22 protein-coding genes and 1 pseudogene are annotated in these 26,347 nt (G+C 68.7%); 6 read left to right on the forward strand and 17 right to left on the reverse strand.

Going from position 1 to position 26,347, the window contains the following annotated elements; translation table 11 throughout:
* Window positions 1-1,241: 1,241 nt before the first annotated feature.
* The 3 genes and pseudogenes from ABZ261_RS24070 to ABZ261_RS24080 all read right to left on the reverse strand — a co-directional run.
* Entirely contained in the window at window positions 1,242-2,996 is a 1,755-nt protein-coding gene (locus tag ABZ261_RS24070) for an ATP-dependent helicase (protein ID WP_356862431.1), read from the reverse strand.
* A complete protein-coding gene (locus tag ABZ261_RS24075) occupies window positions 2,993-4,453 on the reverse strand; it encodes a TOPRIM nucleotidyl transferase/hydrolase domain-containing protein (protein ID WP_356862433.1) in 1,461 nt (486 codons plus the stop codon). The genes ABZ261_RS24070 and ABZ261_RS24075 overlap by 4 nt, the downstream gene beginning before the upstream one ends.
* 13 nt (window positions 4,454-4,466) lie before the next feature.
* Window positions 4,467-4,730: pseudogene (locus ABZ261_RS24080) on the reverse strand (AAA family ATPase); the annotation flags it as partial.
* Window positions 4,731-4,994: 264 nt separating this feature from the next.
* On the opposite strand from ABZ261_RS24080, the gene ABZ261_RS24085 reads away from it, so the two are divergent.
* Window positions 4,995-5,138 (forward strand): hypothetical protein, encoded by a 144-nt coding sequence (locus ABZ261_RS24085; RefSeq protein ID WP_356862435.1) that lies wholly within the window; start codon window positions 4,995-4,997, stop codon window positions 5,136-5,138.
* A 153-nt stretch (window positions 5,139-5,291) separates the two neighbouring features.
* On the opposite strand, the gene ABZ261_RS24090 is transcribed toward ABZ261_RS24085, so the two are convergent.
* The 10 genes from ABZ261_RS24090 to ABZ261_RS24135 form a co-directional block, all read right to left on the reverse strand.
* Window positions 5,292-5,879, reverse strand: coding sequence for a hypothetical protein (locus ABZ261_RS24090; protein ID WP_356862437.1), 588 nt, complete (start codon window positions 5,877-5,879; stop codon window positions 5,292-5,294).
* 1,415 nt (window positions 5,880-7,294) lie between these two features.
* Complete coding sequence (locus tag ABZ261_RS24095; RefSeq protein WP_356862439.1) at window positions 7,295-7,756, reverse strand: hypothetical protein; 462 nt, start codon at window positions 7,754-7,756, stop codon at window positions 7,295-7,297.
* Window positions 7,757-8,115: 359 nt separating this feature from the next.
* Entirely contained in the window at window positions 8,116-8,706 is a 591-nt protein-coding gene (locus ABZ261_RS24100; protein WP_356862441.1) for a hypothetical protein, read from the reverse strand.
* A gap of 214 nt (window positions 8,707-8,920) precedes the next feature.
* On the reverse strand, window positions 8,921-9,133 hold the full coding sequence (locus ABZ261_RS24105; RefSeq protein WP_356862443.1) for a hypothetical protein: 213 nt from the start codon (window positions 9,131-9,133) through the stop codon (window positions 8,921-8,923).
* Window positions 9,133-9,285 (reverse strand): hypothetical protein, encoded by a 153-nt coding sequence (locus ABZ261_RS24110; protein WP_356862444.1) that lies wholly within the window; start codon window positions 9,283-9,285, stop codon window positions 9,133-9,135. The genes ABZ261_RS24105 and ABZ261_RS24110 overlap by 1 nt, the downstream gene beginning before the upstream one ends.
* On the reverse strand, window positions 9,270-9,641 hold the full coding sequence (locus ABZ261_RS24115; RefSeq protein WP_356862561.1) for an RHS repeat-associated core domain-containing protein: 372 nt from the start codon (window positions 9,639-9,641) through the stop codon (window positions 9,270-9,272). The genes ABZ261_RS24110 and ABZ261_RS24115 overlap by 16 nt, the downstream gene beginning before the upstream one ends.
* A gap of 18 nt (window positions 9,642-9,659) precedes the next feature.
* A complete protein-coding gene (locus tag ABZ261_RS24120) occupies window positions 9,660-10,310 on the reverse strand; it encodes an aldo/keto reductase (protein ID WP_356862446.1) in 651 nt (216 codons plus the stop codon).
* A 379-nt stretch (window positions 10,311-10,689) separates the two neighbouring features.
* Window positions 10,690-11,025, reverse strand: a complete 336-nt coding sequence (locus ABZ261_RS24125; protein ID WP_356862448.1) for a hypothetical protein — start codon at window positions 11,023-11,025, stop codon at window positions 10,690-10,692.
* 114 nt (window positions 11,026-11,139) lie between these two features.
* Window positions 11,140-11,274 (reverse strand): hypothetical protein, encoded by a 135-nt coding sequence (locus tag ABZ261_RS24130; protein ID WP_356862450.1) that lies wholly within the window; start codon window positions 11,272-11,274, stop codon window positions 11,140-11,142.
* A gap of 553 nt (window positions 11,275-11,827) precedes the next feature.
* Window positions 11,828-11,971 carry a hypothetical protein gene (locus ABZ261_RS24135; protein WP_356862452.1) on the reverse strand — a complete coding sequence of 48 codons (144 nt, stop codon included), beginning with the start codon at window positions 11,969-11,971 and terminating at the stop codon, window positions 11,828-11,830.
* Between the two features lie 1,497 nt (window positions 11,972-13,468).
* Between ABZ261_RS24135 and ABZ261_RS24140 the strand changes: the two genes are divergently transcribed.
* The 3 genes from ABZ261_RS24140 (at window position 13,469) to ABZ261_RS24150 (ending at window position 17,942) form a co-directional block, all read left to right on the forward strand.
* Entirely contained in the window at window positions 13,469-14,272 is an 804-nt protein-coding gene (locus ABZ261_RS24140) for an AraC family transcriptional regulator (protein ID WP_356862453.1), read from the forward strand.
* Between the two features lie 198 nt (window positions 14,273-14,470).
* Window positions 14,471-15,643, forward strand: a complete 1,173-nt coding sequence (locus ABZ261_RS24145; RefSeq protein WP_356862455.1) for a 4-hydroxybenzoate 3-monooxygenase — start codon at window positions 14,471-14,473, stop codon at window positions 15,641-15,643.
* 232 nt (window positions 15,644-15,875) lie between these two features.
* Entirely contained in the window at window positions 15,876-17,942 is a 2,067-nt protein-coding gene (locus tag ABZ261_RS24150; protein ID WP_356862457.1) for an NAD(+) synthase, read from the forward strand.
* Between the two features lie 25 nt (window positions 17,943-17,967).
* Here ABZ261_RS24150 and ABZ261_RS24155 read toward each other — a convergent pair whose 3' ends face one another.
* Window positions 17,968-18,780: a TIGR03943 family protein gene (locus ABZ261_RS24155; RefSeq protein ID WP_356862459.1), complete on the reverse strand. Its 813-nt coding sequence runs from the start codon at window positions 18,778-18,780 to the stop codon at window positions 17,968-17,970.
* Entirely contained in the window at window positions 18,777-19,799 is a 1,023-nt protein-coding gene (locus tag ABZ261_RS24160; RefSeq protein WP_356862461.1) for a permease, read from the reverse strand. Before ABZ261_RS24160 ends, ABZ261_RS24155 begins: the two co-directional genes overlap by 4 nt.
* A 158-nt stretch (window positions 19,800-19,957) precedes the next feature.
* On the opposite strand from ABZ261_RS24160, the gene ABZ261_RS24165 reads away from it, so the two are divergent.
* Window positions 19,958-21,793 carry an NAD(P)-binding protein gene (locus ABZ261_RS24165; RefSeq protein WP_356862563.1) on the forward strand — a complete coding sequence of 612 codons (1,836 nt, stop codon included), beginning with the start codon at window positions 19,958-19,960 and terminating at the stop codon, window positions 21,791-21,793.
* Window positions 21,794-21,845: 52 nt separating this feature from the next.
* Here ABZ261_RS24165 and ABZ261_RS24170 read toward each other — a convergent pair whose 3' ends face one another.
* Window positions 21,846-23,654 (reverse strand): prolyl oligopeptidase family serine peptidase, encoded by a 1,809-nt coding sequence (locus ABZ261_RS24170; protein WP_356862565.1) that lies wholly within the window; start codon window positions 23,652-23,654, stop codon window positions 21,846-21,848.
* Window positions 23,655-23,850: 196 nt separating this feature from the next.
* Between ABZ261_RS24170 and ABZ261_RS24175 the strand changes: the two genes are divergently transcribed.
* Window positions 23,851-24,642 (forward strand): SURF1 family protein, encoded by a 792-nt coding sequence (locus ABZ261_RS24175; protein WP_356862463.1) that lies wholly within the window; start codon window positions 23,851-23,853, stop codon window positions 24,640-24,642.
* Between the two features lie 514 nt (window positions 24,643-25,156).
* Here ABZ261_RS24175 and ABZ261_RS24180 read toward each other — a convergent pair.
* Window positions 25,157-26,236 (reverse strand): hypothetical protein, encoded by a 1,080-nt coding sequence (locus ABZ261_RS24180; protein WP_356862464.1) that lies wholly within the window; start codon window positions 26,234-26,236, stop codon window positions 25,157-25,159.
* Between the last annotated feature and the right edge of the window lie 111 nt (window positions 26,237-26,347).

Below are 26,347 nucleotides of genomic sequence, written 5' to 3' on the forward strand. Positions count from 1 at the left end.
CCCCTGGCGTCCAGGTCGTTCGTACAGTGGCGCGCTCCACCTGGACGCCAGGAACCACGCCCGCTCCACGGTGTGTGGGTCGACGGCGTACGGGACGGACGCTGGGGAAAGTGGCGGGCGACGAACCACGCCTAAGATCCCCCGACCCTCTACACAGTTAAATTCCAGCCAACCTTGGCGAGGGCGCTATAGCTACACACTGACTATGGTTTGTAGCCACACCCTGACCTGCTATCCAGCACCGACATCGGAAATCCTGCTCCGGGAAGGCCAGCCTGACACCAAGCGCTTCGTTGCCGGAAGTGAGCGTCCGTCCCGTGGCCGGATTGGGACGCGGGTGCGGCGCTGCTACCGTCTCCAAGCAGTTCGGCCACACCGAATCCACAAGTACAGCGGAACACACGCAAGTTGTGGGGTCAACACTGCTACAGTGTCCGAACTGCATGCACACCGATGACCCGCTTGGCGGTCAGCCTCTCACAACCGTCGCCTTGCGGGTCACTCGATACAAGGAGGCACCACGTGGACGGCCACGACCGTCACTCTATAGCACCAACTGTCTCGAGTACCGTACCGCCTATTGCATTGCATTGCAATGCGTTGCACGGCGACCATGGAACCGAGGAGCCGGCTCCTCGCACCCGTGAAGCATGGAAGCACCCCGTGTGCTTGGCAGCCATGATCAGTGCTATAGCCAGCCTAATCACCGCGTTGGCCTTGCTGGGCAAGTAGCCGAACCCCACGCGCGTCCGTGGACGGCCGACGCTGGGCCGTCCACGGGCCGTCCGGCGACGGCCGAGGACGACCAACGCTGACAACGTCGCATGCGCAGCGTTGGTCGATCACACGGCCGCAGAGTCGAGACGCGGCCCGTCATCTCTTCGGTCACTGATCGCACACCGCGGGCTGGACTCGCCCTTTGAAATTCCAGTCCGAAGCCGCTCGGCCGAGTTCAACCGTTGCCCGCAGGCGCCAGCATCACACCCCTAGGGCGACGGCGCTTCGGCAGTACGGCCAAAGCCTGGGCGCACGTGCGTCTCGACCCAACTCACTACGGAGATCCACCCGGCTCTCATTGCGCAACTCGTCGTCTGGCGACCGAGGCGCTCAATGGGCACAAAGAGTAAGCATGACGCCAGCCGGAGCAGCTCGGCACAACCTTTCCGCAGGTAGCTGGTTCTGGACTGCTCATCGAGTTCGACGGCCGGCCACTCACTCACCCCGCGCTCACCTGCGGATCGCTATGCGAGTCTCATCTGACGCAGAAACCGACTCGGGCCACTTAGGCGACTCTTTCCTGTGGTCAGCCATTCGCTTCGGTCCGAGTAGTAAATGTGTGTCTCAAGCCTTGCCCGCGTGACCGATACGTAGAATTTCCGCTGATCCTCTGCCATCTTTGCCGCCGAATACCGGGATGAGAAATGAGGAATTATTCCGTCGTTTGCACACATGATGAACACGTAATCGAATTCAAGGCCCTTACTGGAAGACATCGTGCAAACCTGAACCTGACCGTTGCGGCGGCCCCGTTCACTCAGTTCGCTGACGGTCCATTGCGCCAAGTCACCTCCGGAAGCAAACATATCTCGTAGTTCGACATAGGACGTCTGATCCTCCGGGCGCAGAAGCTTAGACTCATCGCCCGGCCCGCTCAGCATAAGACGAGTTAGGAATGAGTCGGCGGAGTCAGTCGGCCGCGTATCTCTTAGCGCTTTCAATAGCGCCACTTCTGACTCGAGCCCGTCTGGGATCTCCTCTTGCATGTATTTCCACTCCAGAAGCAAACGCGACCTTTCGATCGAGTCGTCGTCGCCGTACACTACCCAGACCGCCAATTGCTCAATTAGGGTTGTGAAGGTGGTTGAAACATAAGGGGACCCTTGGTCAACGGCTGGTACCTCAATCTGTCGACACAGCTTTACGAAGCGCGCCGAGTGATCATTTGTTGGACATAGCACGGCAATCTCATGGGGAGGGACTCCGTCCGCGATCAGTCGCGCGATGGAGCTAGCCGCTTGGTTGTATTGCATGAGAAGGGTGCCAGGGCAGTAGTGGGCCTCCACTGAGCCACCGCTGCGAGTTCCCTCGACTCCACCAACTTCGAGGAGGCGATTGGCGGCATCGATGATCTCCTGAGCGCAACGATAGTTGATTTTTAGTTCAACTGGTGTCACGCCATTAAGTACGCCGATCTCTTTCAAAAGTTCGGGCCGGCTTCCCAGCCAACCATAAATCGCCTGATTATAGTCACCCACAGCAAAGAGAGTCGCCTTGTTCTTCTCGCCGAAGCAAAGCAACCGCACGATCCTGTCTAGTGCTGGCGCGAGATCTTGGTATTCATCAACGTAGATTCGAGGAAACTTTGAGACCAGCAGACGCCGGACAAGGGAGTTCTCTTCCACCATGCGCAACGCAGACCTAATTAGGGTGTCAAAGTCGACGAGCCCTTGAGTGGCTAGGATCTCTGAATACCGATGGGCCACCTTCTGAATTCGTGGACCTGCCATGCTCCACTCATCATCGGTTGCCAGCATCGTTAGATGCTGCTTCGCCGTAGACACCACGTGTCGAGTATCCTCGCCGGGCAAGTAAACCTCGGAGACAGCCTCGCGATATGCAGCATTGACCTGCTTATTGGTTGCAATCTTGCGATTCAGCAAGTCCGGGTAACCACAGACCGAAGCGAAGGGGCGAATTATCTCCTTGAGTGCGAAAGCGTGAACGGTACCCACAAACAGGTTCCGCCGCTGCTGATCCGTTAGCGCATCGACGCGACGTTTCAGCTCGCCAGCCGCAGCATTTGTCAATGTAACGCAAGCTGCACCTTGCGGTGCACAGATATGAGTTGCCAGATCGAAGGCAATGCGGGTCGAGAGCAACTTAGTTTTTCCGCTTCCAGGGGGAGCGGTAACCACGCAGTGACCTTCAACGTTGAAGGCTTGCCATTGTCGTTCGTTCCGTTGTAGCTCCGCGATCGAAGCTGAGAGAGGCTTCACTCTGCCACCAGGTACTCAAGGGCGTTCTGCACATAGGCGGGGCAGTCCAACTCGTAGCCTAGGACGGCGTTGGCGTATCGTCCCTTGCCGCCAACACGGTTGATCATTCCCAGGTACTTCTTGTATGTCGGCAACAAGCCGCCCCAAGATGCAATCTCTTTGAGCGCTTGCTGAGTACGGGCAAGTTCCTTGAACGTGGCGATGCCGGCCTGAAGGTTGGCATCTGAAGCGGCCGCTAGGTCGTACTCGAAGGTGGTACGCCCCACGAACACGCCGACTTCTTCAGCGGTGCGTTTCTCTGCAAGGGCCGTCAACCACCTGCGGGCGCGAATACTACCGGTAACCACCTTTCTTCCGTTTGCTCGAGGTCCAGTCTCGTCGCCGTCTGTGATGACCGCGCATGGGATGCCTACGGCCCTACAAAACTTGATGTATGGAAGGAAGTGGGTCCCATGGATCGCGCAGACGGTGATGCCATGCTTATCTAGTTGGTACCCCAAGCCCTCGGCCAAGGACGGGATGATTGCCTGTTCCGCGTAGCCCTCGACGAGCAGTACACGCTTGGCGAAAATCATCTCAGCACGCGTGACGTCCAAGTAACGAGTGATATCTTCCCATTCCTCGTTACTAAGATCGACATCCGCTGCAGAAAGTACTGTGGAGCGGTCCTCCTCGCTTCTGACGAAGATGATATTTTGTGGTCCAGCGGCACTTGCGATGTGAGGAGACTGGGTTGTAACGAAGACAGTTTGCGTTTCGCTGGAGTTTTCCAGGAGACGGCGAAAAACTAGGCGTTGTAGGTGAGGATGAAGGTGGGCTTCCGGCTCCTCGATGGTCAAGATAGCGTGAGCGATTTCCTTGGTCAGTCGCTGCTCCAGCCCTAGTTCCATTAGGGCGAAATAAAGGATGTTAAGACTTCCAAGGCTTGCACTCGATAGTGGGCGCTTGTTGTCGCCATCGACGAATACGCGTAGCGTCCGGATAAGACGTTGCGGGTCCGCGGAGGCCACACCAAGTTCTGACTGAAGTGCGTGGGATGAGCCCACCATTTCAGTCATCAGCTCTGTGATTTTCTCGCCGAGCTCCTTGATAGATGGTAGAGCACCGACTTGACTATTGGCCTGCTCGATAGATTGAGCTATGTTCGTAAGTTCTTCCGCCGTCGACGACTCGGCGGCAGCTTCTAGTAGTTGACGCAATGGCGAACGACGCCAGTTCGTCACGTCTGACTCAACATCTCGCAGGGCGTGCAAAAAGGCCATATGCAGGAACCCTCGGAGCTCCCCTGGCATGAAGTTGGTTTCATCGTCACCCTGAAAGATGAAGCCTCGGTAGGCGGTGGCACCCGTTAGCATCGCCTGGCAGATCTTTAGGTGCATATTTGAAGGTAAGTCGAGCGACAAGCGGTGACTTGCTGACCAAGGCACCCGACAGAACGGCGGCAGCGCGATCATCATGCTCGAAGTCCTCAATGTCTACCGAGATAGATATTTCGACTGCCTCAACGAAGGGGTCCCAATCCACCTTACCTTTCGCAAGGCCGTCCCAGAAGTCCTCACGACGTAGGTTACGATCGCTGTTCGGGAGGGTGGGATCAAAAAGTAGACGCAAGGCGTGAACGAGGTTTGATTTTCCGACCCTGTTCTCGCCCACGATCACATTGTAGGAACCTAGCGGAATATCGACCGAGGCAAGATTGCGAAAATTCTTAATGCGCAGCCTACTGATCCGCATGATCGCTGCCCCCCTGCAAGCTGAGTGCTCGAAACTTGTGGATCTACCTTAGGGGGTGTCTCGTGGCTGGGGAATAGTCCTCGCAGATTACCCTTAAGTCAGACTGGTGTTCGGTTTTACTCTCCTTCCACGTCTTTCCGTGCCTACGCTGTGGAGGTACGTCGCTGCAGGTGAGAGGCTCGTCGGCCCCGGGACACGAAGCCGGTGGTCTATGAGAGGTCGACAAAGCATCACTGACCCCTGACTCTGCCACCAGTCGAATGCGTGCCGGAGGACGGGGACCTCCTGCGCTTCTATGCCGACCACTTCCCCGACCACACCATCGCCGTGTACTGCTTCGATAACGCCGACGCGCAGCGCGCCAAGCCCCTGCCGCCGTGGTGGCACCCCTACACCCCGACCGGCTGACCGTGCCGGCCTCGGAGAGCCACACCCGAGCGGCGCCGGACCCGCAGCCGCGCCCTGCGCCTGGTCGGCATCGCTGCCCACTGACACCTGCCGCCCAGGCGGTACGCGTGAGGGTCGCTGTACGGGACAGCGCCCGCGGCAGGCACGAACCGATCACAGCCCAGGACGCGGCCGGGAAAACCTTGCCTGCGTCTCCTCCACGAACTCATCGAGGCCAGCACGCCAGGCGATCATCTGCTCATCGAACTGCCTCCGAAGATCCCTGGCACGGCGCCCCCGAGCGCGGGCGACGCAGTAGGCCCGCGCAGCGTCGAGCAGGTCTACGAGTTGTTCCCGCAGCGCGGTGGCCGCGTCGGCGTACGCGGGGGCGGTCCGCAGCCGCAATGCGTTCTCACGAGCGACAAGTTCCCGCACGCACTCCATGAGCGCTGCGTAGGCCTCCTCGCGCGTGATGACCCCGTAGGGCGCCAGGCGGCGCACGTCACGCCGTGACGCCTCAAACTGTGTGACGACCGTCGCGACCTGCATACGGGCGGCATTGAACTGGTCGATCACGGCCGCGAACGCATCGAGCTCCGCCTGCCACACAGCGTCCTCACGCTGTCCGGCCAGCTGCAATCTGACACCGTCCACGGTGGCTTTGCCCTGCGCCCGCCCAGCGAGATAACCACCGATCGCCCCGATCGCCGTGCCGATCACGCCGATCCCTGCAGCCCAAACGGCCGCGTCCCCTTGATCCATGGCCGGATTCTGCCAGCGTGTCACCGGCCCGTCACACGACTAGACCGTCATCCACTTCATTCAGCGCCGTTCACGACCCGTCATGCGGAAGCACGAGTCGGCTGCAAGCCAGAAGCGGGCCGCCCGTGGAAACAGGTGAATGCCCCACTCCACGTCCCACCAACGCAGTTGGGGGGCGAGAATATCGGCGAGGTGCGCCGGATGTACTGATCGCGTGTCATTGGGGCCCGGGCGCCGCCTGCCGTGCACCTTCCACTATGTCTGCAAAGCCACGCACGCTAGTTGTGGACAGGTGGAGTTGGACTACCAGGGGTTGCCGGTGGGCGAGTGGAAGCAAGGGAAGTGCGATTGGTCAACGGCGGCCGGCGGTCGTTGCCGGAACAAGACACTGAAGGGCATGTCGCGCTACTACCTCCACCGATGCGACTGGACCAAGCGCGGCCAAGCCGAGCTGGAGAAGAGGACGAGCAAGCGCCGCGGGAGCCGCGGCGGTGAGTGTCTAACTGCGTGACAACACCGACGAACTACGGCGGACAACGGCGAACGCCTGCGGACCATTAGCGCAGGTGAGAGGCAGCCGCAGCCAAGACAGCGCCCCCACTCAAGTTGCTTCGGGACGAAGAGGTCGTGGGTTCAAATCCCGCCACCCCGACAGAGAAGTAGCAGATCAGCCACCTCCCCAGGTTGGGAGGTGGCTGATCTGTTTCTGCGTGCCGGGGCCAGGACCGGCCGTGATAGCTGGAGGTTCCGGCGGGCAAGCTCACGTCGCCGCCCTGCTGCGACGGAAGCCGGTATGACGCTGTCGGTCTCCGCGAGTCAAGCCTCTGACCTGTGCCTTCAGGCGGTGGACGATGTTCTGGACTGCGTCGCGCGGTCTCTGCAGGGTCTTCCTGCCGGATACGGTGGGTCCGCAACCGCGATACCCGGGTCCGCATCGAGCGACGCCTGCTCGGCAAACTCACTGAGTAGGGATGGAACGGCGCCGGACGAGTGGTGGGATGGGTTGAAACGCCTCTCTGGACACGCTGGCAGCGCACCTGAGGGGACGGTTCGCCACAGCGACTCCGAGACAATCAGCCGGGCGTCGGTCACCGAGTCCATCCGCGCTGCCTTTTGGACGGCTTCGAGACGACCGCCCAGCGTTGGTGCCGGCCCATGCCGACCTGAACTGGGCCAGGCGTCCAAGGGAAGGCTGAAGGGCGTCAGTTCGGGTTCTGCGCGCCAGTACAACGCGAAGCGGTACGCCCTCGGGGGGGTGGATCACCGCAGCCAGGGAAGATCGCCGAGGCAGGCACCCGCATGCAGCCCTGTCGGCTTTCTCGTGGCCTGACCGTGCGGTGAACCGCACGGTCAGGACGTGCTTCCTGGCGGGCGATGACGAACTGGTGTCCTGTGATCGACGCTCCCGGTCACCCTCAGCTTGCGTCCCCCCACATGGCTCGCAGGTCCTCGCAGCGCACGGTGATCGACGCGTCGGTGAGCGCGATCTCGTGCACACAACCCCCGCCCTCGTCCGGGAGGATCTCGTCAAGAAGGACGGTGTCGACCAGCATCCAGTCGATGGCATGCGCATAATCGATGGAGAAGTGCGTCACCCCTGAATAGCTGATGCGCAGCCCCGCATCATGCTTCCACTGGTTCGGGGCGAACTCCAGTGTCATCTTTCCGCTTTTGTCGGTAGCAACATGAATTCCGATCAATTCCAGATCCTTGACACAGCGACTATTTCCATGTCCCAAGGCGTAATGTGCCGGATCGGACGCGAATTCTTTGGCTCCGCCGGGTAGCCGATCTCGAAACTTCGGGAGCTCGGCCAAGTAGGGTCTCGGATCAACGTAGAACCCGCCATCATCCCAGACGGCTGTGACGTACTTCATTTGCAACCTTCCGCGGCTAGAGGCGGTCGCCTCCACTTGTCCCCGCCGATACCCTCTGTCCCCTTGGTGCCGATTTGACCTATTCTTCGCAGCTCGTAGATCATCCGACCCTTGATGGCATTCTCCACGGCGGGCGGGACTTCGACGTCAGCCGCTTTGATGCCGTGTTTATTGAACTAACCCGGACTGTTGAAGACTCCGACTTCACGCATGGGCTTGTCATAGACGTGAATCTCCACGTCCATTCCCTTGTTTCCCCCGGGAAGGGGTCACGTCGGCCTGTGTACCCCTGCCCGAAGTTCAGCAGGTTCTGCGGCCCCGTCGGCCCCTTCCTGCCAGACCGAGGTCGCCGCTCCAGCTCAGCGGGTTCGGTACATAGGCGTGGTGATCCGGTGCGGGGACGAGGCCCAGCGGATCCGCGGTGATGTACCGCGCCGTCTCGGGATCGTAGTCCGGTACAGGTTGTAGTGCAGACCCGTCTCGGGATCGGCGTACTGTCCCGGGAAACGCAGCGAGCAGTCGACTGGTGACGTCGCTTCGTCCAAGGCCGGAAGGGGGGTCCCCCACAGGCTGGTACGACGCTGCCAGACCAGATCACCTGTCGCGGAGACCAACTCCGTGGGTGTGTCAATGGAATCGGTGACGACGGCGTCGAACCGAGTGCCTGACTCGGGATCCGAATCTTCCGCCAACTGCGTCAGGAACGACGTGTCGGCGGCTGCCGCGGCCGGCTTGTGGCGCGTTTGAGCAACCGGGCGACGGCTGTCCGGCGCGCAGTCCCAGGTCGTCACCCAGCCGTCCGCCGTGACCTGCTCGGCCAGGCACAGGTCGTCCCAGAAGAAGTCCGTACGGTCGGCCACGGAACCGTCGTCGGATATCCGGTGCTTGGAGATGCGTCGACCGAGCGGGTCGTAGGCGTACCGCCACTGGACTCCGTCTGGGGTGACCACCTACGTGAGGCGGTCCTCGGCGTTCCATCTGTAAGTCCAGTTACGGGACTGGTCGTTCAGTAGTTTGCGGGTCCTGCGCACGAGGCGGCCTTCGCCGTCGTGCTCATAGGAGGGGTGGCCGGCCGAGTGGACGAGCGTGCCCTCGAACCGCCACTCACCGGGTGCCTCATGGGCAGGCGACGCGACGTGCGTCGGGTAGGCACGCACCATCTTCTCAGCCGCACGGAGTGCTGATCTCCCAGTCCTTCGCGGGGCCCCCGGTCATCAGGTATCCACTCAGATACATGTCTGTGTCCTCGTGAAGGTCGTCCTCGAGTTCCCAGACGGATTCGCACTCGGGGCAGAGAAAGAACTTCTGGCCTGTGTCCTTTCGCTTGTAGCAGCGCACCCAGTCCTGCCCGCAGTGTGCGCAGGCGACCTTGTCCATCAGTTCCAGCTCCTCGGGAAGGCGGTGATCACTTCGTTGCCGTGTTCGACGGTGATCGAAATATATTGCTCTCCAGGGTTGTAACCCACCTGCCGCCCCATCGGGATGATGTAGGTGGAGCGAGCGCCCTGCTCATTCACCGACACTGCCATAGCGCGCCTACCCCACGCTTCGTCGACCGTTTCCAGTACTCCCCGTTGCCCGTATCGAAAACTCCGTGAGCGGGCTTCGCAGGGTTGTCACGGGTGTGCTGCATGACGTGGGTGATGCGGTGCCCCTCGGCAGACCCCGGACCGTAGTCCAGCCCCTCGGAGGAGCGGTACCAACCACCCCCTAGGTCCGCCAGCTCACATCCGTACAGACCCAACGGGTACGACCAGATCCCAGGATGGCGGATGTATGCCGAGGGGTTGGGGCCCGGCCTGAGACCCAATGGGTCCTGGCTCAGGTAGCAAGCTATCTCGGGGTCGTAGTAACGGAAGTAGTTGTACAGCCAGCCCGGTTTCAGCGTCGGCGTATCAGAGTTCTACTGCTGGTTGGCCGTGATGACGTTCCGAGAGGCGGGTGGGCGAGCCCACACGGAGGCACTGGTGGTGCCCCCGAAGGGGCTCGACCCCCGGACCCGGCCATCACTGAGAACCCAGGTATCGACGAGGGTGTCCGCTGCGTCCAGAGTTCTGGCTCCGACCAGCAATCCGGCGCGGACCATGAGAACCGATGGCCTCGGCACGGTCGGGGCGACCATGCTCAGCAGCGGGGACGGATCCCACGACGCGACGCCCCACGCGGCGCACAGCCCCTTCGCTGTTGCGTCATCCAGGGCCGTACACGTCGCGGCAAGCAGATCCTCGTTGTACGGCACGGCTTCTCGGAGCGACTGTTCCGGGGTGCGCAAGAGCACAAGGTCCGGCTCCCGTCCGAGGTCTTTGGCCGCCTCTTCCACTGCCCACTTCAGCCGCACGGGGTCCGGGGAGTGCTCCGCCCCACCGGAGCCAGGGAAGTAGCCGACCTTCGTGGAGACCGCGGACCTCGGCAGCAGGTCACCGGCTGTCCGAGCCAGGATCTGGTGCGAGCGGAAGCCGGCGTAGTTGGTGCTGGTGTCGAGCGCGGTGACGCCCAGGTCCAGCGCGCCGGTCAGGAGCCGGCGTTCGTGACGAGACCGGTGTCTACGAACCATGCTGCCGACGCGCCTACCAGCGCGACTGCACCTCGCTGACCTCGCCGGCCCGTACAGCGACTCACGGTGAGCAATTTGCTGGCGGGACTTCGAGCACTTCTCCGGCAAGGGACCGGAATGTCAGTCCTCAGGAGCGTGGGATGCCGCAATCTCAGTCGTCGCAGTCTTCGTGGCATCGGCGTGAACTCACTCAACGCCTCTGAATCCAAGACAGAAAGACCGTTTCTACGCCCTGCCACGATTATTGAATTCAAAGCCAGGCATCAACTGTCCCACAGAACCGGCCTATATGTGCGCAGCAGAGCCCGCTGGCTCGAATCGACCCAGACATCATCAAGAACAACGCCGACGACGTGCGCGATCCCGACTACGCCGGGGCTCAGCCCAGGTGCCACAGCGCATACGCCGCGACGAGCAGGAGAAGTCCCGCACCTGCCATGACAGCTCCCAGGAACCGCAGATACCCGGGAGTCGCAAAAAGGGGCTGAGCCCCGCCGAGACGCCCCATCGCCATCCACGTCTCCTCGTTCCTGCGTCGAATCCGTTCGGCTCGCCGAGTGGTGATACCCCGCACATCGAACGCCCAACTCAAACCGCACCACAGGCCAACAATGCCTCCCACCGCGAAGACGATGTCGATCACGGGGGACTGTCCGTGTGCTCCAGCGGCCAGGTCCTGCATTTTCTTGGCGTTCCTTTCGTTGTTCTCTGCCACGATGCCGGGCCGACCATACCGGTGACGGTCACCCCAAGCAGGCCGCCGCCCGCGCCCAGCGCGGCGCGGGTGCACGGGAGCGCGGGCGTCGTCCACCGAGTCGGCGAAAACACGTCAGGCCTTCGCCGCGTCCCGCAGCTTGTCGGAATCGGCCTCCGGCCACCACATGCCGAGCTTCAGCAGAGTGTGGAGGGCTTTGTCCTCAATGAACGGGTCGTTGTCCACGTGCCCGTCGGACAAGTCCACCATGGCCGTGAACGCTCGTCAGGCCGAGCACCAGGATGCCCGCCGCGCTCTCCATTGTCTTCTGCTGCGGCTTACATGCGCCGCCACATGCCGGGCACCTTGCCGTCACCCATCGCTGTCGCCTCCCCCGGTTCGCAACTGCGGCTACGACCATAGGGCAGACAGGTGAAAGAGGTCTCATGCCGACCGCCTGCGTACGTGATGGTGCCCGTCCAGAGTCGTCTCCGAGTCCTTCTGCTGGCTGGCCGTGATGGCATTTCGAGGGGCTTCGGGCGGCTGATCACCGGTTTGGTCCGCGCAGATGGCCGGGGGTCCGAGGCGGTCCGGTCTGCGCCTTTGCCGGAACTCCGAGCGGAACTCAGAGTCGGGGTGGCGGGTAGGCGTGCAGAGCCCTTCGGGCGCACGCCCTGCGAGCCGTCTGGGAGCCGACCCGCTCCCCGAGCCCCTTCCAGGCCCCGTGACACCAACCGCGTCCGCCCCTTCGACCTGCGGGAAACGCCGTCGAGGCTGGCAGCCTCCCCAGCCGGACCTCACTCGCGACGAAGAGGCCGTGGGTTCACACCGCGAGCTCGCTCATCGTCAGTCCCGCGCCGTCCGGGTCGAAGACGACCGCGTAGACACTGAAGAAGTGATGGGTGCGGTAGTTGTCGAGTTTCGCCCGCTGCCCCTCGTGCAGCGCGTCCTCGAGAGTTCCAACCACACGGTCGTGGACGGGCCCGCCAGCTGCCGGGAGATGTCCTGGACCGGGAAGTCCTCCTCGGCCAGGGAGCCGTCGCGGTACAGCCGGGTACGGGCCATGCCGCGCACCCCAACGGCACCAGCGGAACATCAGCCGACACCACAACCGGAGATCCACCCCGACGGGCGTCACCGCCTCGATCGCCTTGAGGGCGAGGCGCCGCAGCAGGGACAGCCCTGAAGGCGCCGGCCCTCAGATGGGTACCCAGGTGACATTCCTCGGGCTTGTGGCGTTCCTCGCCGCTCCGAGGGCCCTCCGCGGGGAACGGCTATCCTCCTCCCAGACTTCTAGCGGTTGAGCAGTGCTTTTCCGGCGACTGCCACCGCGGGTAATCTGAGGCGACGGGCCGTGCGACGTTGCACGAACCTCGCGCAGGGCTGACCACCGTGCTCTACAGAGACCATCGGCTCGCTCCCCTATGCAAAGACCAACGCCGTCACCCTCGGCGTGGAAGGTTCCGGCGGGGCGCCCTACATCGCCCACTCATGAGTTGAGGACGATCCGGTGAAGCCTTCCCTGCTGGCCTTCGGCCTGTCGGCCCTGGTGCTTGTGTCAGCCTGTTCCGGCGGCACTCACTCCCGAGCAACCCCTACTCACGAGGTGACGGCGAGGTCCAGCGTGACCCCCTCCCCGGCGCAGACCCCGACGAGCCCGGACCGCCTTCCCGATCCGCTTCAATCCCCGCTCCCTGTCGGCACGAAGACGCTGTACACAGGATCGGGCCATGGCGAGGGCGGTGTCACGCTCCCCTCGTCAGCAGGGAGCGCCTCGTCCATCACGGTGATATGGACATGCGCCGGCCCGTCCAAGTTCAACATCATCGTTGCCGGGAAGCGCATCGCAGGATCTCAGTGCGGTGACGGAACCGGCGTGTTCACCGCTGAGATACCGAAGGCCCACCTGCACGACCTGGCATGGAGGTTCTCGGCAGCCGATTCGGTGATCTGGCGGATCGTCGTCACGCAGCCGCCTAAGCACTAGCAACGACACCAACGCCTGGGATCAAGGGTGAAGGGGGACCGGAAGAGGCCGCCGCCTCAGGACCCTTCCGGACAGCAGTGAGCCGAGCCGGAGCCGAACGGGGAGGCCGGTGACCATGAAGCAAGGAGTCCCATGGGGTGACCCCGCCGTCCGTAGCGGTCTGCTCTGCCAGGCGGGTGTCGTCCCGACTGGACTCGACCCGGTCAGGCGCAGACCCCGGCGGATGGAATTGCCATCGAATGGCCGTCGCCTGCCGCCTCATGGGCGGGAGCGTGCGCCCCGACCAGGTTGCCGGCGGTGTCGTGGGAGGCGGTCTCGGTTCCAGCCATGGGCACGTACGCGCGTGACACGACCGGCCAAGCCCTGGTCGGAACGGCATGGTCGGCAGCCCGCTCGGCTGATCGCCAGGGTCTGCACACTCCGCGGCCCCGCCGTCGGTCTCCTCCGGTGGGCGGGCCGTCGGTACAGTGGCGTCCGATGCCGGAAAGCCGTCAGTCTTCGCCGAAGCACTCCAGAACAACGCCGAAGCACTCCAGAACAAGCACGTCGGTCCTGCAAGGGGGCGGCTGGCTGCCGCACGGCTATCGGGTCGACCCGCACTCGCACGTCGAGGGGCAGCTCGTCTACGCCGCCGCCGGTGCGATGGCCACGGCGACGGAACGCGGGACCTGGGTCGCCCCGGCCAGCCGTGTCACCTGGACGCCGCCGCACTACGCGCACTCCCACCGCTTCTACGGCCCCACCGACGTGCGTCTCGTCGCCGTCCCGCTCGACCTGTGCGGCGAGCTCGTGGATCACCCCAGCGTGTTCGCGGTCACTCCCCTCCTGCGGGAGGCGCTCCTGGCGCTGACCGACGAGCCGGAGAGACGGCCCGGCGCCCACGGGCGGCTGCTCGCCGTGATCGTGGACGAACTCGCGGACGCCGCCGAGCAGTCCCTGCACCTGCCCGAGCCCCGTGACGACCGGCTGCGCGCCGCCACCGCCCTCCTGCACGAGGATCCCGCGCGGCCGGTCACCCTGGCGGAGCTGGGCCGGACGGTCGGGGCGAGCGAGCGCACCCTGAGCCGCCTGTTCCACACGGAGCTGAGCATGAGCTTCCACCGCTGGCGCACCACCCTGCGCATCCACCACGCCCTGGCTCATCTCACCGACGGCATGTCCGTCACGGACACCGCGGTGGCGTGCGGCTGGTCCAACCCCTCCAGCTTCATCGACGCCTTCACCGAAGTGGTCGGCCAGACGCCGGGCCGCTACCAGGCGGACCTGCGCCGCGGCCGGTAGCGGCGGCCGACCGCCGGACCGCGCGTCACGCTCACTCGTGAGGTTGGCGGGTTTCCGGTATCGGCTGTCCAGCTACCGGTGGCTCGCACATCGCCGGCCGCCTCAGAGTGGGAGCCGAACGCCGCACCACCCGGGCGGCGCCGTCGACGGACGCCTCGGCGTCCTCGACACGCTCGAACACGGAAGGCTCCCCCTCACATGACGGAAACACGCGACCGCACGACCGTGGCCATCATCGGCGCGGGCGTCGCCGGCCTGTCCCTCGGCAATTTCCTGCTGCGCAACGGCGTCGACTGCGTCGTGCTGGAGAAGCACCCCCGCGCCTACGTCGAGCAGCGCCAGCGCGCGGGGACCATCGACGCCTTCGGGGTGCGCATGTTCCGCGAATGGGGCCTGGAGGAGGTGCTGGCGGGCACCCCCGTCCCACAGGACGGGAGCGGCTTCTACATCGACGGGCAGGCGCTCCGATTCGACGTGGACGACGAGGACGACGAGAGCCTCTTCTGCCCCCAGCAGGTCCTGGTGCGCAACCTCACCGACGTCTTCCTGCGGGACGGCGGGGACCTCCGCTACGAAGCCGCGGACGTGTCGCTGGAGAACGTCACCGGCGAGCGTCCCGTCGTGCGCTACCGGAGCGCCGACGGCGCCGCCAGGGTCGTCGAGTGCGACTTCGTCGCCGGCTGCGACGGCTTCCACGGGGTGAGCCGGCGCAGCATCCCCGCCTCCGCCCTGACCGAGTACTCCCACGAGTACGGATACTCCTGGCTCAGCGTCCTGGCCGCGGTGCCGGCCGACCCGTCCGGCATGGCGATCCATCCGCGCGGTCTCGCCGGCATGATCCCCCGCGGCCCGCACGCCAGCCGCGTCTACCTCCAGTGCGCGGCCGGCGACACCCCCGAGCAGTGGCCGGACGCGCGCGTCTGGGACGAACTGGGAGCCCGCTTCGGCACCCCCGTGCCGGCCGGCGAGATCGTCGAGAAGCGGATCGTGCCGCTGCGCAGCGTGGTCTTCGACCCGATGAGCCACGGCCGGCTCTTCCTCCTCGGGGACGCCGCCCACATCGTCCCGCCGATGAGCGCCAAGGGCATCCACCTCGCCCTCCACGACAGCGAGGTCTTCGCCCGCGCCGTCATCCGCCAGGTGAAGGACGGAGACCGCAGCCTCCTCGACGACTACTCCGCGACCTGCCTGCCCCACATCTGGAACTACCAGGCCTTCGCGATCTGGATCACCGACCTCATGCACAACGCCGGATACGCCGGCCACGAGGGCGAGTTCCGCAAGCAGGTCGCCCGTGCCGAACTCCGGCGCCAGTTCACCTCCGACGCGGCGCACAAGCTGTTCAGCGAGCTCACCGCCGGAACGAACTGATCGCCGGAACGAACTGATCGCCGGACCGGACCAGGGGTGCCGTCCCGGACGGGCCGGTGACGGGGGGCCGGCCGTTTTGGGGGCGGAGAGGGCGGGGGGTGGGGCGGGGCGGCCGGGATCTAGGCTTCTTCCTGGAGGAGATTCGCGGTCTGTCGCATCTGTGCGGTTCGCCGTGCTGGTGCGGTCCTGACGAATCCGTACGGCCTGACGGATCTGTGCGGTCTGTCGAGTGATGAGGGAAGCGGCGTTGAACTTCTGGTCGATCTATCAGCACGGCTTCGCGCGCATCGCCGCGTGCACGGGCCACACCGTCATCGCCGACCCGCAGGCCAACGCCGAGGCGGTGCTGCGCCAGGCCCGCCGGTGCGCGGACGAGGGCGTCGCCGTCGCCGTCTTCCCCGAGCTGGGCCTGTGCGGTTACTCGATCGAGGACCTGCTGCTGCAGGACGCCCTGCTCGACCAGGTCGAGGCGGCGCTCGGCACGGTCGTGGCCGGCTCGGCGGAGCTGCTTCCGGTGCTGGTCGTCGGCGCCCCGCTGCGCCACCGCAACCGGATCTACAACTGCGCGGTGCTGGTGCACCGCGGCCGGATCCTGGGTGTCGTCCCCAAGTCCTACCCGCCGAACTACCGGGAGTTCTACGAGCGCCGGCAGATCGCCGACGGGTACGACGAGCGGGGCGGCAGCATCCGGGTGGGCGGCGCCGCGGTGCCGTTCGGGGTGGATCTGCTGTTCGCGGCCGCGGACGTGCCCGGGCTCGTGCTGCACACGGAGATCTGCGAGGACATGTGGGTGCCGGTGCCGCCGAGCGCGGAGGCCGCCCTGGCCGGCGCCACCGTCCTGGTCAACCTCTCGGGCAGTCCCATCACCGTCGGCCGGGCCGAGGACCGCAAGCTGCTGTGCCGGTCGGCCTCCTCGCGCTGCCTCGCCGCGTACGTCTACGCGGCGGCCGGGCTCGGCGAGTCGACCACCGACCTGTCCTGGGACGGGCAGACCATGATCTACGAGAACGGGGTGCTGCTCGCCGAGACCGAGCGCTTCCCGCTCGGCGACCGGTACGCGGTCGCCGACGTGGATCTCGACCTGCTGCGGCAGGAGCGGCAGCGGATGGGCACCTTCGACGACAACCGCCGTGCGCACGCGGCACGCACCGGCGGCTTCCGGACGGTCGAGTTCCAGCTGGACCCGCCGGCCGCCGACCTGGGGCTGCGGCGGCGCGTCGAGCGGTTCCCGTTCGTGCCGGCCGACGCCGAGCGGCTCGCCCTGGACTGCTACGAGGCCTACAACATCCAGGTCGCCGGGCTCCAGCAGCGGCTCGCGGCGATCGGCGGCCCCAAGGTCGTCATCGGGGTGTCCGGCGGTCTGGACTCCACGCACGCGCTGATCGTCGCCGCCCGGGCGATGGACCGCGCGGGCCGGCCGCGCAGCGACATCCTGGCCTTCACCCTCCCCGGCTTCGCCACCAGCGACCACACCAAGGACAACGCCCACAAGCTGATGCGCGCCCTCGGCGTCACCGCGGCCGAGCTGGACATCACCCCGACCGCGCGGCTGATGCTGGAGGAGATCGGGCACCCGTTCGCCTCCGGGGAGCCGGTGTACGACGTCACCTTCGAGAACGTGCAGGCCGGGCTGCGCACGGACTACCTGTTCCGGCTGGCCAACCAGCGCGGCGGCATCGTCCTCGGCACCGGCGACCTGTCCGAGCTGGCGCTCGGCTGGTCCACGTACGGCGTCGGCGACCAGATGAGCCACTACAACGTCAACTCCGGGGTGCCGAAGACGCTGATCCAGCACCTGATCCGCTGGGTGATCAGCAGCGGCCAGTTCGACGAGGAGACCGGCAAGGTGCTGGCCGCGATCCTGGACACGGAGATCAGCCCGGAACTGGTGCCGGGCGAGGAGATGCAGTCGACCGAGTCGAAGATCGGCCCGTACGCGCTGCACGACTTCACCCTGTTCCAGGTGCTGCGCTACGGCTTCCGGCCCTCGAAGATCGCCTTCCTGGCCTGGCACGCCTGGCACGACCCGGACACCGGCGCCTGGCCGCCCGGCTTCCCCGAGGCCAAGCGGGTCGCCTACGGCCTCGCGGACATCCGGCACTGGCTGGAGGTGTTCTGCCGCCGCTTCTTCGCGTTCTCGCAGTTCAAGCGCTCGGCCATGCCGAACGGGCCGAAGGTCTCGGCCGGCGGTTCCCTCTCCCCGCGCGGCGACTGGCGGGCGCCGTCCGACGGCAACGCCGAGGCGTGGCTGCGGGATCTGGACCGCTTCGACCTCGGGGGCGCGGGCGCCGGCCGGTGAACCGGAAGGCGGCGTCCGCGCCGGTTCAGGTGTTCCAGGTCTCGTCGTACGGGTCGTGCGGGGGCGGGACCGGGCGGACCGCGGTGGCCCTCAGGTACGGGACCGGGCCGTCGTTGACCGGGTCGCGGGCCGTCCGCGGGGTGTAGGAGCCGGTCACCTCCAGCCAGGCGTCGGGGCGCAGGACCGGCGGCAGGGCGCCGGTCAGCGCGATCTTCACCGGCTGGGCGTCGGCGGCGCAGCAGTTGAGGGCCATGCGGACCAGGTACGGCCGCCCCGCGCGGTCCAGGGCGAGGAAGCCGGTGACGCGGACGGAGCGGCCGTGCAGCGAGCGTCCGTGGCCGTAGGCCGCGCGGGAGGCGTAGTCCACCACCGACAGCGGGACCGGGTCGCCGGCGGGCAGCGGGCCGTAGGCGTACGGCTTCTGCAGGGCCGTGCCGGTGCGCAGGGCGCTGTAGGAGCCGAGGGCCGGCGGGGCGATGAGGATGAGCGCGAGCAGGGGCAGCACCAGCAGCCAGGCGACCCGGGGCTCGGGGTGGGCGTGCTCACCGGAGTGGCTGCCGGGCTGCGGTCCGGGGTGGGCGTGCTCACCGGAGTGGCTGCCGGGCTGCGGTCCGGGGTGGGGGTGCCCGGCTCGGGGCCCGCGCCGGCCGGGCTGCCGGTGGCGGCGGCGTTCGTACCAGGCCGTCGCCAGGGCCGCCGCGATCAGGACGCCGCCCGAGGCGAGCAGCAGCGGGCGCAGGCCCGCTTTGACGTAGCGCAGGTAGAGGTCGGTGAGGCCCGCGTGCAGCAGGGCCGCACCGAGCAGGAACAGGACGGCGGCCTGCGCCTGGCGGTTCACAGGAGCACCGCCCCGGTCAGCGTGCCGCCCGCGACGGCCAGCGCGAAGGTGGCGGGGGCGAAGCGGAGCGCGAAGGCGCGGCCGAAGGTGCCCGCCTGCATCGCGAACAGCTTGAGGTCGATCATCGGGCCCACCACCAGGAACACCAGCTTGGCCGTCGGGGAGAACTGGGTGAGGGAGGCCGCGACGAACGCGTCCGCCTCCGAGCAGATGGACAGCACGACGGCCAGGACGGCCAGGGCGAGCACCGAGACCAGCGGCGTTCCGGCGGCCGTGCGCAGCCAGTCCGCCGGGACCGCCGCCTTGAGCGTGGCCGCGGCCGCCGCGCCGAGCACCAGGAAGCCGCCGGCGTGCAGGACGTCGTGCCGGACGGCGTCCCAGAACGCCTCCCTCTTGGTGGCGCCCTCGTGCGCCCCGCGGGCCGGCGGGCGCAGCCGGTCGGCACGGCCCAGCCGCTGCCACAGCCAGCCCATCGCGCAGGCCACCAGCAGGCTCGCCGCGAACCGGGCCAGGACCATCTCCGGGTGCCCGGGGAAGGCGACGGCGGTGGCGGTCAGCACGACCGGGTTGACGGCCGGCGCGGAGAGCAGGAAGGCGAGGGCGGCGGCCGGGGTCACACCCCGGCGGACCAGGGCGCCGGCCACCGGCACCGACGCGCACTCGCAGCCCGGCAGCACCGCGCCCGCCAGCCCCGCCACCGGCACGGCCAGGGCGGGGCGGCGCGGCAGCGCGCGGGCGAAGAAGGACGCCGGGACGAACACCGCGATCGCCGCCGACAGCAGCACGCCGAGCACCAGGAACGGCAGCGCCTGGACGGTCACCGCGACGAACACGGTCGTCCAGCTCTGCATCAGCGGGGTGCCGAGGGCGCCGCGGATCGGGGACTGGGCGAGCACGGCCAGGACGAGGACGAGCGTCAGCACCAGCGGGGAGCTGAGCCGCCTGCCCTCACGGTCGTCCGGCGGGGGCTCCGAACGGCGTGCGTCCGCGCCCGGCGGGGCGTCTTCGGTGATGGCCACGCTCGTTACCTCCGGCTGCTGCTGCTCCTCCCCTTGTCTACGCGGCCGTCCGCGCGGGCGTTCAGGACGCCACTGGAACCGCCCCCCTCCTCCGGGCAGTCTTCTCCCTCGTGGCGAGCGTTCCGTATCAAGGGGGGCCGGGGGTCCCGCCGGCGCACATGGTGGTGTGCGGTGACGACGGGCTCGCGCACCGGCTGGCCGCCGAGTTGCGCGGGGTCCACGGAGAACAGGTCACCCTCGTGGTGCCGCCCGACGAACGCACCGCCCGGCCGCCGGTGGTCGGACGGGCCCGGGCCGCGTCGGCGGCCCTGCTCGACCGCATGGTCAGCGCCGCGGTGGGCTCCGTCGGCCGGACCGGCGCGCCCGGGCCGCCCGCCGCGGCCGCCGGGCGGCCGGACGGCGAAGCGGTGCTGGAGGCCGCCGAGCCGACCGAGACGGTGCTCGCCGAGGCGGGGGTGGCCCGGGCGGCCGCGCTGGCCCTGGTGTACGACGACGACGAGACCAACATCCGCGCCGCGCTGACGGCCCGCCGGCTCAACCCCCGGCTGCGGCTCGTCCTGCGGCTCTACAACCGGCGGCTGGGCCAGCACATCGAGGAACTCCTCGACCAGGCGGCGGCGTTGGCCGCCGGGGACGGCACGGGCGGCGCGGACGGCACGGACGGCGCGGAGACCTCCACGACCGTGCTGTCGGACGCCGACACCGCGGCGCCCGCGCTGGCCGCCACCGCCGTGGCCGGCACCGGCAAGGTCGTCCAGGCCGGCGGGCTGCTGCTGCGGGCCGTGGAACGGCCGCTGCCGGCGGGCGGCCCGGACGCCGGTTCCGGGCTGTGCACCCTCGCCCTGCTGTCCGGCGGCGACGGCGGCGGTGGCGGGGGCGGCGGCGGAGAACAGCAGCCGCGGCTGCTGCCCGCCGACGACGAGGTCCGGCAGGCCGCCGGACGGCAGGCCGTGGTGCTGGAGCAGGTGTCCGCCGCGGGCGGCGCCGAGTCGGCCGCTCCCGGCCGCGGCGTGTCGGGCGTACCGCCGCTCGCCTCGCTGTTCTCCCGTCGGCTGCGCTGGTCCGTGGCCGGTCTGGTGGCGTGCGTGGTCGCCCTCGCCGTGGCCCTGTCGCTGGTGACCGGGATCCATCCGCTGCGGGCCTTCTACCTCACCCTCCTCGACCTGTTCGCGATCGACGACCCGGCCCTCGGGGCGCCCCTGGGCCGCCAGCTCCTGCAACTCCTCTCCGCGCTGGTCGGGTTGCTGCTGCTTCCCGTGCTGCTGGCGGCGGCGCTGGAGGCGCTCGGCACCTTCCGCACCGCCTCCGGCCTGCGCAAGCCGCCCCGCGGTCTGGGCGGGCACGTGGTGCTGCTCGGACTCGGCAAGATCGGCACCCGGGTGCTGACCCGGCTGCGGGAGCTGAACGTCCCCGTGGTGTGCGTCGAGTCCGACCCGGACGCGCGGGGGCTCGCCACCGCGCGCCGGCTGCGGGTGCCCGTGGTGCTCGGCGACGTCACCCAGGAAGGCGTCCTGGAGGCCGCGAAGATCCACCGGGCGCGGACGCTGCTCGCGGTGACCAGCGCCGACACCACCAACCTCGAAGCCGTGCTGTACGCGCGGACCGTGCGGCCCGATCTGCGGGTCGTGCTGCGGCTGTACGACGACGACTTCGCCACCGCCGTGTACCGCACCCTGCGGGCCGCGTACCCGCAGGCGCTGACCCGCAGCCGGAGCGTCAGCCACCTGGCCGCGCCCGCGTTCGCCGGGGCGATGCTCGGGCGCCGGGTGCTGGGGGCCGTCGCCGTGGAGCGCAGGGTGCTGCTGTTCGCCGCGGTCGACGTGGGCGGGCACCCCCAGCTGGAGGGGCGGTCCGTGCGGGAGGCGTTCCGGGCCGGGTCGTGGCGGGTGCTGGCGCTGTGGGGGCGGCCCGGCACGCCGCCCGGCCATGTGCTGGGGCCCGGCGACCGGGTCGTCGTCGCCGCGACGCGCCGGGGGCTCGCCGAGCTGCGGTGAGCCCCCGGAGCGCGGGCTCCCCGCACGACCCGTGCGGGGAGCCCCGGTCCGCCTACGGCGTGCCCAGGTGCCGCTCCGCGAACGCCAGCTCCCGCCTCACCTGCCTGATCCGCTCGTCCACCACCAGCGACCCGTGCCCGGCGTCGTACCGGTACACCTCGTGGACCGCGCCGCGCGCCTCGAGTCGCTTGACGTAGTTGTCGATCTGGCGGATCGGGCAGCGCGGGTCGTTGACCCCCGCCGAGATGTACACCGGGGCCTTGACCTGGTCGACGTAGGTCAGCGGGGAGGACGCCTCGAAGCGGTCGGGGACCTCCTCGGGGGTGCCGCCCAGCAGGGTGCGGTCCATGGCCTTCAGGGACTCCATCTCGTCGTGGTACGCGGTGACGTAGTCCGCGACCGGCACGACCGCGATGCCCACCGCCCAGGCCTCCGGCTGGGTGCCCAGGCCCAGCAGGGTGAGGTAGCCGCCCCAGGAGGCGCCGGTGAGGACCAGCCGGGCGGGGTCGGCGAGGCCGGAGGAGACCGCCCACTCGCGCACCGCGGCCACGTCCTCCAGCTCGATCAGGCCGACCCGGTGCTTGAGGGCGTCGGTCCAGGCGCGGCCGTAGCCGGTGGAGCCGCGGTAGTTGACGCGGATCACCGCGTAGCCGTGGTCCACCCAGGCGGCCGGGCCCGCCGCGAAGGCGTCGCTGTCGTGCCAGGTCGGGCCGCCGTGCAGGTCGAAGACCGTGGGCAGCGGGCCCGTGGCGCCGGCCGGCTTCTGGATCAGGGCGTGGATCCGGCCGCCCGGGCCCTCCACCCAGACGTCCTCCACGGGCACCGACGGCGGACAGGCCATGCCGGGCGGGTCCAGCACCACGCCGCCGGCCGTGGAGCGCACCGCGGGCGGCTCGGCGGCCGACGACCACAGGTACTCCACGCTGCCGTCGGGGCGGGTCGTCGCGCCGGAGACCGTGCCGGGCGGGGTGGGGAGGCGGGTCAGCTCGCCGGCCGCCAGGTCGTACCGGAACAGCTCGCTGCGGGCCTCGAAGGCGTGGGCGATGAGCAGGGCCGAGCCGTCCGGATACCACTCGGCGCCGACGTCACCGGGCAGGTCCAGGACCAGGTCGGTCTGCTCGCCGGTCGCCACGTCCCACACCAGCGGCTCCCAGCGGCCCCGGCGCTGGTGCCCGACGAGGAGCCGGGTGTCGCCGTCGACCGGGGCGAAGCCCAGCACCTCCAGGCCCAGCTCCACGGTGCCGCCCTCGGTGTCGTCGAGCTCGGCGACCGTCGTGCCGTCCGGGCGCAGGACGCGCAGCGCGCCGTGCATGGCGTCGCCGTGCTCGGTGTGCTCGATGGCGATCAGGGTGCCGTCGTGCGAGAGGTCGCCGACGCCCGCCGACTCGCGGTGCCGGTAGATCTCGACCGGGGCCTCGCCCTCGCGCGCGAGGTGGATCGTCGTGCCGTCCTCGTCCGTGGAGCGGCCGACGACCGCCGTGCGGCCGTCCCGGGACAGCACCACACCGGCAGGGTAGGAGGGGCCGAGGCCCGGCACGGCCGGCTCGTCCGGCCCGCCCTCGAAGGGCTGGCGGCGCCAGACGCCGAACTCGTCGCCGTCCTTGTCGTCGAACCACCAGATCCACGCGCCGTCCGGGGAGAGCAGGCCCTCCGTCGTGCCGTTCGGCCGGTCCGTCACCTGCCGCTGCTCGCCCGTCGCCCGGTCCCAGGCGTACAGCTCGTACGTCCCCGTCGCGTTCGACACGAACAGGGAACGGTGCGGTGCGTCCTCCGCCCAGTCGGGCAGCGACACCCGCGGCGCCCGGAACCGCTTCTCCCAGTCCGGCATGTCCGGTGTGTCCGGTGTCCTGCTCTCGCTCATCGCCCCAGTCATGCGCCCATACTGCCTGGCCGCGCCGACGATCGGGGACGCGAGTGCGCAGCCTGTGGACAACTCGCGATCATGGACTCCCCGGAGGTGGGCGGGCGGACGGCCGCCTCCGGTGGTCCTGCGGCAGGGGTGGGATCGATCCCGACCCGCGGCCGGGGCGGGGCCGCGGGAGCCGTACCGTGGAGGCGTGTACCGGTTTCTGCTGACACCCCGCTGGTGGGGCATCAACGTCTTCGTGCTGCTCGCCATCCCCTTCTGCGTCTTCATGGGGTCGTGGCAGCTGAGCCGGTTCGAGGGCCGGGTCCAGGACCACCGCGCCGCGACCGAGCAGGCCGCTTCCGGCCGGCACGAGGCCGCGCGCCCGCTGGACTCGCTGCTGCCCGTCGACAAGAGCACGTCCGGGCGGCGGGTCACCGCGAGCGGGCGGTACGGCGAGCAGCTGCTGGTGCCCGGCCGGGAGCTGGACGGCAAGCGCGGGTTCTACGTCCTCACCCTGCTGCGCACCGGCTCCGGCAAGGCGCTGCCCGTGGTGCGGGGGTGGCTGCCGGGTACGGCGGATGCCGCGAAGGCGCCCGCGCCGCCGAAGGGCGAGGTCACCGTCACCGGGGCGCTGCAGGCCTCCGAGACGCCGGGGGACGCCGGGGTCGGCGCGCAGGGCGGGCTGCCGGCCGGGCAGACGGCGGCGATCAGCTCGGCCTCGCTGGTGAACCTCGTGCCGTACCGGCTGTACGACGCGTGGGTCACGCTGGACCGGGGTGACTCGGGGATGAAGACGGTGCCGGCGCGTGTGCCGGGCGGTACGGGGCTGGACCTGAAGGCGTTCCAGAACCTCGGTTACACCGGGGAGTGGTTCGTCTTCGCGGGGTTCGTGGTCTTCATGTGGTTCCGCTTGCTGCGGCGGGAGGTCGAGTTCCAGCGGGACGCTGCGCTGGGCCTGGTGGCTGAGGGGGCGGAGCGGGAGTCCGTGGCGAGCGGCTGAGCGGGGCGGGGCGTTTCTGGGCGGGGGTGCGGGGGTTGCGGTGCGCTTTCCCGTGCGGGTTCGTTTCGGCTGGGCGCGGCACGTGGTCAGGTGCGGGTTCGTTTCGGCTGGGCGCGCAGTTCCCCGCGCCCCTGGGTGGGGACAGCGGGCGTCGGCTTCGCGGGTGACCGGAGTTGGGGGCCGGGGCGCGGCACGTGGTCAGGTGCGGGCTCGGTTCGGCTGGGCGCGCAGTTCCCCGCGCCCCTGGGTGGGGACAGCGGGCGTCGGCTTCGCGGGTGACCGGAGTTGGGGGCCGGGGTGCGGCACGTGGTCGGGTGCGGGTTCGGTTCGGCTGGGCGCGCAGTTCCCCGCGCCCCTGGGTGGGGACAGCGGGCGTCGGTGCCGCGGGCGGCCGGAGTTGGGGGCCGGGGTGCGGCACGTTGTCGGGTGCGGGTCCGGTTCGACTGGGCGCGCCGTTCCCCGCGCCCCTGGGTGGGGACAGCGGCCGTGGGGCGGGGGCGTACCGGGTGCCGTGTCAGGAGGCGGGGAGGATGCCGGTGTAGTAGACCGTGCCCGCGCAGGCGCCGGGCACCACCGCGGTGGCCGAGGGGGAGCCGGGCTGTGCCGTGTGGGTGATGGCGACGCTGCCGTCGGCCGGGCCGTCCTCGGAGCCGAGCTGGGTGGTGGCGCCCTCCGTGCCGGTGCCGCCGGTGTCGGTCGTACCGCCGGAGGCGCCGGCGTCCTGGGACGGCGTCGGGTCGGGCGAGGGGGCGCCGGTCTCGGAGCCGCCCGGGTCGCCGCCGCCGGTGGGACAGGCCTCCGAGGGCACGAAGGCGAACCGCTCCTCGTACGCCGTGCCGGGCTGCAGGACCAGCGAGGCGACCTCCTGGGACGGGTCGGGCAGGGCGGTCGCCGCGTCCCCGGCCGTGTGCCGGGCCCCGGCGATCCTGGCCGGGTCGGCGGCGCCCTGGGCCGCCGGTGTGACGCTGCCCGGGCCGGCGACCGTGCAGGCGGTGCCGGAGGTGTTGGTGACGCGGAAGCTGCCGTAGACGACCCCGGCGGTGTCGGGGGCGCCGGCGGTTCCGGTGGCGGAGCCCAGCTGGGCCGCCGTGCACGGCGGGTTCCCCGCGGCCGGCGGTACGGAGCGGCCGGAGTCGACGGTGGAGCCGCCGCTGCCGCGGTCCTCGCCCTTCTCGTGGTGCCTGCCGGGTTTCTCGCCGGGCTCGGCCTTCGCGCCGTCGGAGTCCTTCGCGCCGCCCTGGCCGGCGTCCTTGTCCTCGGCCCGGCCGGTGCCGCCGTGGGCCTGGGAGCTCTGGCCGGCGATGGCGGTGTCGGGGTCGGCGCTCCCGGCGTGGGAGACGTGCACGAGGGCGGGGACCGCGGTGCCGAGGAACAGGGCGGCCGCGGCCATGCCGACCATGGCCTGGCGCTTGCGGGCGCGCCGCGCGGGCACGGCCCGGCGCAGGTGGTCGAGGGCGCCGGAGCGCGGTTCGAGGCCGTCGACCGCCGAGTGCAGCAGCCGGCGCAGGTCCAGTTCGCCGGCGCCGAGCCCGTCGAGCCCGTCGAGGTCCGGGCCGAGCCGCTCGGGGCCCTTGTCGTCGGGGCCGTGGTTCACAGTTCCGTTCCCAGCGTGCGGTTGCGTGTGCTCCTGCCCGGGGCGTTCGGCCGGCTCGCGCCGGGCGCCGGGCTCGTGACGTTCGGGGGAGTCCCCTCCCCGGGGGCGCTC

It is taken from the genome of Streptomyces sp. NPDC006193 (genome assembly GCF_040613915.1).
Lineage (GTDB): Bacteria > Actinomycetota > Actinomycetes > Streptomycetales > Streptomycetaceae > Streptomyces.

Bases quoted from the DNA above. Each gene is read 5' to 3' on its own strand.
- ABZ261_RS24075 (WP_356862433.1), bottom strand. From the start codon at position 4,453: ATGATGATCGCGCTGCCGCCGTTCTGTCGGGTGCCTTGGTCAGCAAGT.
- ABZ261_RS24090 (WP_356862437.1), bottom strand. From the start codon at position 5,879: ATGGATCAAGGGGACGCGGCCGTTTGGGCTGCAGGGATCGGCGTGATC.
- ABZ261_RS24095 (WP_356862439.1), bottom strand. From the start codon at position 7,756: ATGAAGTACGTCACAGCCGTCTGGGATGATGGCGGGTTCTACGTTGAT.
- ABZ261_RS24105 (WP_356862443.1), bottom strand. From the start codon at position 9,133: ATGGACAAGGTCGCCTGCGCACACTGCGGGCAGGACTGGGTGCGCTGC.
- ABZ261_RS24110 (WP_356862444.1), bottom strand. From the start codon at position 9,285: ATGGCAGTGTCGGTGAATGAGCAGGGCGCTCGCTCCACCTACATCATC.
- ABZ261_RS24120 (WP_356862446.1), bottom strand. From the start codon at position 10,310: ATGGTTCGTAGACACCGGTCTCGTCACGAACGCCGGCTCCTGACCGGC.
- ABZ261_RS24130 (WP_356862450.1), bottom strand. From the start codon at position 11,274: ATGGTGGACTTGTCCGACGGGCACGTGGACAACGACCCGTTCATTGAG.
- ABZ261_RS24140 (WP_356862453.1), top strand. From the start codon at position 13,469: ATGCCGGAAAGCCGTCAGTCTTCGCCGAAGCACTCCAGAACAACGCCG.
- ABZ261_RS24145 (WP_356862455.1), top strand. From the start codon at position 14,471: ATGACGGAAACACGCGACCGCACGACCGTGGCCATCATCGGCGCGGGC.
- ABZ261_RS24150 (WP_356862457.1), top strand. From the start codon at position 15,876: ATGAGGGAAGCGGCGTTGAACTTCTGGTCGATCTATCAGCACGGCTTC.
- ABZ261_RS24165 (WP_356862563.1), top strand. From the start codon at position 19,958: ATGGTGGTGTGCGGTGACGACGGGCTCGCGCACCGGCTGGCCGCCGAG.
- ABZ261_RS24170 (WP_356862565.1), bottom strand. From the start codon at position 23,654: ATGAGCGAGAGCAGGACACCGGACACACCGGACATGCCGGACTGGGAG.